Origin of the sequence: Catenulispora pinistramenti (genome assembly GCF_018274385.1) — a bacterium.
Taxonomy (GTDB): Bacteria; Actinomycetota; Actinomycetes; order Streptomycetales; family Catenulisporaceae; genus Catenulispora; species Catenulispora pinistramenti.
The window spans coordinates 1-3,772 of the sequence record NZ_JAAFYZ010000411.1 but is presented as its reverse complement, the minus strand read 5'-3'; the positions used below and the strand labels follow the sequence as shown (position 1 = coordinate 3,772).

General features: G+C 71.4%; 4 protein-coding genes. All 4 read right to left on the bottom strand.

Annotation, left to right across the window (positions count from 1 at the left end; genetic code table 11):
* Nucleotides 1-55 precede the first annotated feature (55 nt).
* A complete protein-coding gene (locus tag KGQ19_RS47855) occupies nucleotides 56-1,039 on the bottom strand; it encodes a GNAT family N-acetyltransferase (protein ID WP_212022197.1) in 984 nt (327 codons plus the stop codon).
* A gap of 12 nt (nucleotides 1,040-1,051) precedes the next feature.
* Nucleotides 1,052-2,212 carry a pyridoxal-phosphate dependent enzyme gene (locus KGQ19_RS47850; RefSeq protein WP_212022195.1) on the bottom strand — a complete coding sequence of 387 codons (1,161 nt, stop codon included), beginning with the start codon at nucleotides 2,210-2,212 and terminating at the stop codon, nucleotides 1,052-1,054.
* Nucleotides 2,209-2,769: an AAA family ATPase gene (locus KGQ19_RS47845; protein ID WP_212022193.1), complete on the bottom strand. Its 561-nt coding sequence runs from the start codon at nucleotides 2,767-2,769 to the stop codon at nucleotides 2,209-2,211. The genes KGQ19_RS47850 and KGQ19_RS47845 overlap by 4 nt, the downstream gene beginning before the upstream one ends.
* A gap of 104 nt (nucleotides 2,770-2,873) precedes the next feature.
* A partial coding sequence (locus tag KGQ19_RS47840) for an ABC transporter permease (RefSeq protein WP_212022191.1) occupies nucleotides 2,874-3,772 on the bottom strand: 899 nt, incomplete at its 5' end.

The following is a 3,772-nucleotide window of genomic DNA, read 5'->3' as shown; positions in this document are numbered from 1 at the left end:
ATTCGGGGCCGGGGGCTGAGGGGGGCGTTTACGTTCGGCGCGGGAGGCCGGCGTGCTACGACAACGGCGACGACGACAAGAGCGGCGGCGGCGAGAGCAGCGACGCCCGGAGGATCGTGAACGTGCGGGTGATGTCGAAGCCGGTCTTGAGGTACAGCTGTCCCGCGGCGGTTTCCTTGCCGGTCCACAGGAACCAGGCGCTGTGCGCGCCGGCGGCGACCATGCGTTCGAGCGTCAGGTGGAGTAGGACTTTGCCGAGGCCGGTGCCGCGGGCGGCGGGTACGACTCCGAAGGGGCCGAAGCGATCCAGCGCTCCTTCGTAGGTCGCGTGCATCGCCCAGCCGAGGAGCCGGCCGGCGGGGCCGCGGGCGACGACGATGCGATTCAGGGGTAGTCCGGCGACGACTGCTTCGCGGATCGCGCGGGCCCAGTCGGGGTTGAATTCGAGGCCTGCGATGGCGATCAGGGCGGTCAGTTCGTCGTCGGTCGGGGTGCCCAGGCGGTAGCCGTCGGCGCTGAGGGCGTTGATCTGCTTACGGATTTCGGCTGGGAGCTGGTAGCCGACCAGGCTGCGGTCCATGGCGACGGCGTCGTAGTGGCGCTCGAAGCCGAGGGTGGTCAGCAGGTGGAGCGCTTCGGGGTAGCGGGCGGCGTCGAGGCCGGGGAGGAAGTAGTTCGGGGTGTAGGAGGAGAAGAAGACCTCTGATCTTCCGTGGGAGCGGAGCCAGGTCAGGGCGGCGGTCAGCAACTCGCGGCCGATGCCGCTGTCGCGGTGGTCTGGATGCACGAAGAAGAAGGGGATCCAGCCGGTCTCGGGCTCCAGGTTGTCGGCGTCTGCGGCTATCAGGCGGCGGACGGCGTAGGCCGCGCCGACGATCTGGCCGTCGAGAACGGCCACGTGCAGGCCGGTCGGGTCGAAGTTGCGGTCGAGGAGGAACAGGTCGCGGAAGCGGTGGTAGGTGATCGGGTCGGCGGGGGCGGACGCGGTCCAGACGGCGGCGAGCGCCGGGCCGTCGCCGACGTGGAACGTGCGGATCATCAGAGTGCTCCCTTAGGACGCCGGGGGCTTGGATTTCAGGCCACTGCCACAGAGCGGGGCGACTGCGAAGGGCGACTCGGGCAGGCCGCGGCTGGAAGCGGACTCGGGCGCGTCGATGAGGCCGGCCGACAGCGCGGCCCAGCACGCCGCGCCCGTCGGCTCCACGTAAAGACCGGCACGGGCCAGGGCCGCGTGCGCGGCGTTGACCTGGTCGTCGGTGACGGTCGTGATGGCGCCGCCGGTAGTGCGGATCGCTTCCAGGATCTGCGCGCCGCGTGCCGGGCGGGCGATGGCGATGCCCTCCGCGACGGTGGGCTCCGCGACGATCGGCGCGGGCACCGGCTGTCCGGCGCGGAAGGCTTGGGCGAGCGGTGCGCAGGGGGCGGCCTGGACGGCGACGATGCGGGGCAGGTGGTCGATCAGGCCGGCGGCGAGGAGTTCGCGCGCGCCGAGGTGGGCGCCGAGGACCAGGGTGCCGTTGCCGACCGGGAGGACCAGGGTGTGTGGGAGGCGGCCGCCGAGTTGTTCCCAGAGCTCGAAGACGTAGGTCTTGGTGCCGTGGAAGAAGTAGGGGTTGTAGACGTGGCTGGCGTAGAGGGTGCCGGGGCGGTCGGCGGCTTCGGCCGCCGCGTCGGCGGTGTCCTCGCGGGAGCCGGGGATCTGGTGGACGGCGGCGCCGTACGCCCGGAGCTGCGCGACCTTGCCGGGCGAGGTGGCGGCCGGGACGTAGACGTCGCAGGCGATGGATGCGCGGGCGGCGTAGGCGGCGATGGCCGTGCCGGCGTTGCCACTGCTGTCGGCGACCATGCGCGCGACGCCCAGGTTCTGCGCGAGCGCGACCAGCATGACGGCGCCGCGGTCTTTGAACGAGCCGGTCGGCATGAGGTAGTCGACTTTGAGGCGCACGTCCGGTCGGCCGGGCGCGGTGACCAGCGGCGTCATGCCCTCGCCGAGGGTGATGGCGGTGGGTTCGGCCAGGGGCAGGGCTTCGGCGTAGCGCCAGAGCGTGGGTGCGCGGCCGGACAGGGCGGTCGGGTCCGGGAAGGCCGGGGTGAAGCCGGCCAGATCGAGGACGCCTTGGCAGGTGGCGCAGCGCCAGGCCAGGTCCGGGAGGGGGTAGTGGCGGTCGCAGGCCGGGCAGTGGAGGGTCGGGGTTGCCGTCGGGAATCTCACTGGAGGATGGCCTTGCCGCTGTGGAGGAGTTCGGCGACGGCGTCGGCGGTCGCTTGGGGTGGCAGGTGCGAGGGGTCCAGGACATGGCTCTCGTAGCTGCCCAGGTCGGTGAACTGGTTGTGGAGCGCGCGGATCGGCTCGGGTTCGGTGAGCGCGTCACCGGTGCGGTGTATGGCACGGTTGACCGTGGTGGCCAGGTCCGGTCGCAGGATCACGTAGTGCAACGCGACGCCGTGTTGGGCGGCTGCTTCGCGGAAGACGTCGATGAACCAGGGGCCGACGACGCCGTCGTAGATGACTTGGTAGCCGCCGGACGCGTAGATGCCAGCTGCGGCGGCTGCCGCGTGCACCACGACGGAGTTCTGATGTTCGGACTCGGGCAGGTACGGCGCGATCCAGCCCTGCTTGATGTTGTGCCAGAAGTCGTCGCTGTGGAGGTGGACGCTCGGCGTCAGGCTGTCCGTGAGCAGCCGGGCCACCGTGCTCTTGCCGGCGCCGGGCGGACCGCTCAGGACGATCAACTGGCCGGGCGGCTGGTCCGGGTGCGGTGCGGTCATGCGCTCACGATGTCACGTCGGCGGGCGGGACGACGCGGGCTCCGACGCGGGTGGCCACTGCTGTGGCGCGGGTCGGTTCGGGTCGGATATCGGCCGAGGACGGCTCAGCAGCCGCGCAGCAGCGAGGATTCGTGCCGCCGCAGCAGGCGCAGTACCAGCACCAGGCAGGCCGCGCCGAGGACGACGAGCATCCCGATGTCCGCGCCCCACTGCAGGATCGAGTGCTGCCAGAGCGGGTCGGTGGTGGTGCGGCCCTGGGGCGGGCCCATGATGCCCGGCAGGTTGATGGTCGCGGCCTCGGCGGCGACCGCCCAGCGGGAGGGGGACAGCCAGGCCAGCTGTTCCAGGCCGACGCTGTTGAAGAGCGGGAAGAGCGAGCCGCAGAACACGACCTCGACGATGGTGATCAAGACCAGCAGCGGCATGGTCTTCTCGGTGGTGCGCACGATCGCCGAGACCACCAGGCCGAGCAGCATCGAGGTGACGCCGAGCAGGACGGCCGCGAGCATCAGCTCGGGGACCGCGGTGCCGGAGATGAGCAGGCCGTGCGCCGGGAGCTTGCGGGGCAGCAGGCACACCGCCGACAGCACGATCGTCTGCGTCGCGGTGATCACGCCCAGGACGATCGCCTTGGACATCACGTACGCCGAGCGGGACAGGCCCGCGGCGCGTTCTCGGTCGTAGATGCCGCGTTCCTTGATCAGTTCACGGACCGCGTTGGCGGCGCCGGTCAGGCAGGCGCCGACTGCCAGGACCAGAAGGACGGTCGGGGCGTCGGTGTTCGTGTCGCCGCCGGAAGCCGCGGCCAGTCCGGAGGACGCCGGGATGGCCAGGCTCAGGACGCCCATGATCATCGGGAGCGTGGCCAACAGCATCAGGTGGCCGCGGTCGGCGGCGATGACGGCGAGGTAGCGGCGGATGAGGGTGCGGAGCTGGGAGCCCCAGCTCTGCTCGGCGCGCGGCTGGCGCGGGGTCTGGGTGTGGGGCTGGGTCTGGGGCTGGG